6 protein-coding genes are annotated in these 3,311 nt (G+C 60.4%); 2 read left to right on the forward strand and 4 right to left on the reverse strand.

From position 1 onward, the window contains the following. Positions 1–89: 89 nt before the first annotated feature. From PMI23_RS26450 to PMI23_RS26460, 3 genes are all read right to left on the reverse strand, one after another. Positions 90–1,046 carry a quinone oxidoreductase family protein gene (locus PMI23_RS26450; RefSeq protein ID WP_007919020.1) on the reverse strand — a complete coding sequence of 319 codons (957 nt, stop codon included), beginning with the start codon at positions 1,044–1,046 and terminating at the stop codon, positions 90–92. A 30-nt stretch (positions 1,047–1,076) separates the two neighbouring features. Beyond that, on the reverse strand, positions 1,077–1,250 hold the full coding sequence (locus PMI23_RS29585; RefSeq protein ID WP_007969534.1) for a DUF1427 family protein: 174 nt from the start codon (positions 1,248–1,250) through the stop codon (positions 1,077–1,079). 236 nt (positions 1,251–1,486) lie between these two features. Continuing rightward, positions 1,487–2,260, reverse strand: a complete 774-nt coding sequence (locus tag PMI23_RS26460; protein WP_007919024.1) for an AraC family transcriptional regulator — start codon at positions 2,258–2,260, stop codon at positions 1,487–1,489. 136 nt (positions 2,261–2,396) lie between these two features. Here PMI23_RS26460 and PMI23_RS26465 point away from each other — a divergent pair, with 136 nt between their 5' ends. Together PMI23_RS26465 and PMI23_RS26470 are read left to right on the forward strand one after the other, a co-directional pair. Further along, the gene (locus PMI23_RS26465; protein WP_007919026.1) at positions 2,397–2,624 is read left to right on the forward strand and encodes a DUF6555 family protein; all 228 of its coding nucleotides are present in this window, start codon (positions 2,397–2,399) and stop codon (positions 2,622–2,624) included. A gap of 40 nt (positions 2,625–2,664) precedes the next feature. After that, the gene (locus tag PMI23_RS26470) at positions 2,665–2,937 is read left to right on the forward strand and encodes a hypothetical protein (protein WP_007919028.1); all 273 of its coding nucleotides are present in this window, start codon (positions 2,665–2,667) and stop codon (positions 2,935–2,937) included. Between the two features lie 26 nt (positions 2,938–2,963). Here PMI23_RS26470 and PMI23_RS29590 read toward each other — a convergent pair whose 3' ends face one another. Further along, positions 2,964–3,128: a metallothionein gene (locus PMI23_RS29590; RefSeq protein WP_007919030.1), complete on the reverse strand. Its 165-nt coding sequence runs from the start codon at positions 3,126–3,128 to the stop codon at positions 2,964–2,966. Between the last annotated feature and the right edge of the window lie 183 nt (positions 3,129–3,311).

Consider the following 3,311-nt stretch of genomic DNA (forward strand, 5'->3'; position numbering starts at 1 on the left):
CTCGCGATAGCGGTGTGTCAGTTTAATCATGAGTAACTGATACACCGCTATCGCGAGCAGGCTCACTCCTACAGGGGTTTTGCGGTGTATCAGGGAATGAGGATGACCTTGTCGCCGCTGCCCTGATTGACGTCGGCGTAGCGCAACAGGCCTTCGGCCAACGGCGCCTCGACCAACCCTTGCGGCAACGGCAACAACCCTTCATCGAAGAACCGCCCGAACTGCTCGAGCATCGCCGCGCAGGCTTCAACGCCATACAACAGCGAATTGATTCCGACCACCGACCCGCCCTTGCGATACAAGGCCAGCGCCGGCAGTTGCACATGCCCGTCCACCGGCGCGGCGATGATCGCGATCCGTCCGAAAGTGGCCAGTGCTGCCACCGACGCCGGCAGCCAGAAACCGGTGGTGTCGAAAATCACATCGGCGCCGCCGCGATACACCGCGTTGACCTGCGCGCCGAGGTCTTCCGGCTTATCCAGTTGAATCGTCTGATAACCCTGCGCCTGCAAATCCGCGACCTGCTCGGGGCGACGCGCCGCTGCCAGCAATTGCGCACCACGCACTTTCGCCAGCGCCAAAGCAGCAGTCGCCACAGCCCCGCCGCCGATCACCAGCAAACGCGTTTCGGCCGTCACCAGACTGCGTTCCAGCGCATCCCACGCTGTGGTGTACGGCACGCCGAGGCTGGCGGCCTGGGTGAAACTCAGGTGTGACGGTTTTTGCGCTATGCCATTGGCCGGCAGTTTGACGAATTGCGCGTGCGTGCCGTCGGCGAAAAAGCCCAGCTCACGGCCAGTGCCCCAGACTTCCTGACCGATCAGCGCCTGTGGGCCTTCAATCACAACACCGGCGAAATCCCGACCGGGAATCCGTGGCAGCGTGGTGTAGGGAAAACGCCCGAGGACGTTTTTCACATCGCTGGGGTTGAGGCCAGCAGCCTTGATCTGCACCAGCACTTCGTCAGCGCCGGGTACCGGAGTCGGCACCTCGACGTAACGCAGGGAAGACAGGTCGCCGGTTTTATCGAATTGCAGTGCTTTCATGGGGACATCCACCGAAGGAAAAGAGGGATTTCAGGACAGCCAGCCCGCGACCAGTTGCCGGCCCATCGGCCACAACTGCTCACCGGCCAACATGCCGAGTAAACCGACCAGCGCGATAGCCGGTGGCGCCGGAGAACGGAAATCCAGCGCGCCGTACAACAGACCGACGCCCAGACCGATGGCTAGCGAAATCAGGTAATTCATGGGGAGGAACTCCGCCCGTGGAAAGGAATGGGCAAAGTTTAGGGAGTCGGCGAGGTTGGCATCGGCCAAGGACTTCTGAATTTCGGACAAACCAACCACAGTCACCACAAAACCCTGTGGGAGCTGGCTTGCCAGCGATGAGGCCTGTACATCCGACATTCTCATCGGCTGACACACCGCTATCGCTGGCAAGCCAGCTCCCACAAGGTTCTGTGTAGGTTCAGGATATAGCGTCGTTACAGAGTGAATTGCGAAGGGGCGACGCCCAGTTCGCGACGAAACATGTCGCTGAAGCTACTGGGTGAATAGCCGAGCTCCCGGGCAATCACACTCACCGCCACGCCCTGAATCAACGCCGCCACCGCCGTCGCCAGTTGTACCTGCCGCCGCCACTCGGCGAAGCCCATGCCGAGGCTGTCCTTGAACAACCGCGCCAGGGTGCGCACGCTGGCTCCGGCATTTTCCGCATGCTGTTCGAAAGGAATCTCCAGCGACGGCGCCGCCATCACTGCCTGACACAGATTCATCAAGCGCCGGTCGGAGTCATCCGGCATCGGGATCTTCAGCTGTGAACGCCGTGCGCGTTTCAGCTCCAGCAAGGCCAGCCCGACCAACGCCTCGTAGTAGGCTGGTTCACCACTCTCACCCTGCTCCACCAGCCCGACAATCAACTCGCGCAGCAACCCACCGACCTCGATCACCTGCACCGTCGTGTCCAGCGTCGCCGCCAGCGCCGGGCGCAGGTAGATATTGCGCATCTGCAAATCCGACACCACGCGAATCCCGTGCGGCACGCCCGGCGGCAACCACACCGCCCGCTGCGGCGGCACCACCAGCGCTTCGTGCGGCGTCTCGACCCACATCACCCCGCTCATCGCATACAGCAACTGTCCCCAGACATGCTCATGCGGCTCGATAAACAAGCCGCGCGGATACGTCCGCGCCACACGTTGCACGGGCACATCGGTATCGCTCAGATCTGGGGGTGCGGCAAGGGCCATGGCGAGCATTCATTGGGGTTGGCGAAAAACCCATGGTAACCAGTGCGCCACGGCGTCGCCAACGATAGATACCGTCGGACAATCCGAGTGAATTTTCCCGCAGCGCCGCGATCCCTCTATTACCACAGGGAGGAATACGGGCTTTATGAACAACGCAAAACTCTATGTCATCGAATACACCCTTCACGGCACGCCCAAGTCGTTCATTATCCGCTCGGACAAAATGGACAACACCGAGGCGTGGCACTGGGCGAGCTGCGACGCAGGCGTTGGTCGCATCCCGCGCTTTGGCCGTGAAAAAGTGCAGAAGACCAGCAAACCGATGGCGGAAAAATTCGGCGTGGAAAACGTTGTGTGGCGACCGACCAGCTAAGCTCTGCGCATCGATCGGCATCATTCGGGGGGAATGCACCATGAGCAACATCATCAGCCCGGCGCACCTGGACTACGGCCTCGATACGCTGTTTGGGCGGATCACCAAAAGCGTGGACTGTCGCGTTGGGCTGGAGGCGGTCGAAGGTGATCCGTTTCGCTTTGCCTTGCGAGTGCCGGCGCCGCTGCCTGAAGATCTGGACCAGGCGAAAACCATCGTGGTCAGGGTTGAAGGGCGACGGCTGCAAGGCACAGTGAGGCATACAGAGCGGCTGGATGATGAAAGTATGAAACTGGAAGTGGAGCCTGATTAGGCTCCACTTTTTTTATGCGTCGTTCGTCATCCGTGGGCGCATTTACAGCCCTTGGTTGAACATTCTTCGCCACTCTTGTGGTGGTGAGCGCAGGCCTCGCAGCAATAGTGTTTGCCGTGAACTGCGTAGGCATGCTCGCCTTCCTTGATGGTGCACTTGCAGTTGGGACAATCGCATTTTCTATCGGGCATGGGACAGACTCCTTGGGTGGGGGTTGTCTGGGGCTTGAAGGGCAAGCCGTGATAACCAGTGTAGAAGCTGCCGGAGATTTGGGGGGGTGGGGGATTTGGGGGCATATCCGTTGCTGCGGGTGCTGCCGCTGGCGGTTTCGCTCTTACAGCGACTCACTTTTCCAGACGCCGAAAAGTAAGCAA

This window comes from Pseudomonas sp. GM24, from assembly GCF_000282235.1.
Lineage (GTDB): Bacteria > Pseudomonadota > Gammaproteobacteria > Pseudomonadales > Pseudomonadaceae > Aquipseudomonas.